Genomic DNA, 1,657 nt, shown 5'->3' with positions numbered 1-1,657 from the left:
CATGCCCATCAACTTAAGAACAAAAATAAAATGAACTTTCGTTCAAATAAACTAAAAAACTCTTAAAACAGTTTTTGTCCTTAAAAATAAGCATGCTAAATAAACCTAATTAGGTATTGTTTTTAAAAGTTATGCGACTTTCTTTTGTTTTCTAAATCCACTATACTCATAGATAACACCCATAATATCAAAGACAGTTCTCTTCTCATATCTATGAGATTTCCGGCCATTTTTCTTTAGTAGGGTAAACAGGCGGATAAAAATCTTTGTTATTGCTTGGGTGTTTTTCTGTGTTGCTTGAAATAACAGAAATAGATGATCTTGAATCATCCCAATTGCTTTATATTCACTTAGTTCTCTTTTCTTCTTTTGCAACAGAAGTTGACGCATCTTAAACATGGTAGAGGAACATAGGAAAATCGCGATGAGCTTTCCATACACATGGCATTCTAAACGCTCTTGTTTAATATTTTGCCAGTGATGAATTTGAAATAAGGATTTCCACGTTTTAAAGATGATTTCTATTTGCCATCGGAGGGAGTAAAAGTCATGTATTTGTTCCATCGGAACAATCTCCCAAGGAGTATTCGTAACATATATGTTTATCCCAGTTAATCGTTTGCTTTTCTCTGAATATGTAATCCCTTTTTTACTTTCTGTATAGCTTTGTTTTGTTCTACGCTCCTGCAATTGTTTTTCTGTTAATCGATAGATAACCACTCTTGTGAATAGTTTTTGTTCCTTTCCAATATACGCTTCTTTTATTTCATACGTTTGTCCTGGTTTTAACGTGTTCATCAGGTGTTCTAAATCAACTTGGATATACTGTGATTGTTTTTTTACTGTCCCATTTTGAAAGTATTCGGGAGATGGATTTTTCATATACACCGTATGGTTTAATTTCAGCCTTGATATATAGTACACACCACGTTGATCCATTTGATCTAAGTCTTCCAATGAAAAATAACCTAGATCACGAATACATAAATCTCCTGGTCGTAAGGTAACTAAACATTCCGTACCAAAAGTTTTATCATTATTCTTTCCTGGTCCTACTTGAAAGTTTAGAAACTGTCCGCTGTGTAAGTCGTATTCTAATTGAATTTTTATACCGGCTGTTTGTGCACAACCACCTGACCCAGGATATGCATGAGCTAAATGTTTCGGTACTTGGAAAATCGTCGCATCTAAAATACGAATTCGCTGAAAATACATGAGTGCTGCACTTGAAATGGCTGATGTTTTACAAAGTTTACTTTTCCATAATACAGAAAATATATATTTCAAAAATTCAACCGCTTTTTTATCAAAGCGTTTATTGAGTCCTTCTGGACTCATAAGAGTGCCTGTAGCTGCGTGTAATTGACTGCATAGTCGAATGAGAGAATCACTCGCTGTGCGTTGACTTACCCAAATACATATGGCCGCTAATTCATTTCCTGAAAACTTTCGTTTTCTTTTTACAAAACCTAATTCTTTTGCGAGTTCTTCCAAAAGAGAAGGGGTTAAATGACTATACAGCTCTTCAGAAAATAGTTGTAGTTCATCTTGAATCGAAAGATTCATAAAAAACGTCATCCTTTCTAGTTAGTTTTGTAGAAAGAATAACGTTTTTTGACAATTGGGGGTAGTAAAATTTCTTAAGTTGATGGGCATG

Annotated in this window: 1 protein-coding gene; it reads right to left on the bottom strand. The window is 34.0% G+C overall.

Annotation, left to right across the window (positions count from 1 at the left end):
• Positions 1–129 precede the first annotated feature (129 nt).
• A complete protein-coding gene (locus tag ACTFR3_RS30475) occupies positions 130–1,566 on the bottom strand; it encodes an IS4 family transposase (protein ID WP_440037366.1) in 1,437 nt (478 codons plus the stop codon).
• Positions 1,567–1,657 lie beyond the last annotated feature (91 nt).

It is taken from the genome of Bacillus cereus group sp. MYBK14-1, assembly GCF_051916885.1.
In the GTDB taxonomy this organism is placed as follows: Bacteria; Bacillota; Bacilli; order Bacillales; family Bacillaceae_G; genus Bacillus_A; species Bacillus_A cereus.
This window is presented reverse-complemented; position numbering and strand designations above follow the sequence as displayed.

What these genes read in the sequence shown, in the direction of transcription:
- ACTFR3_RS30475 (WP_440037366.1), bottom strand. Translation starts at nt 1,566, where the DNA reads ATGAATCTTTCGATTCAAGATGAACTACAACTATTTTCTGAAGAGCTG.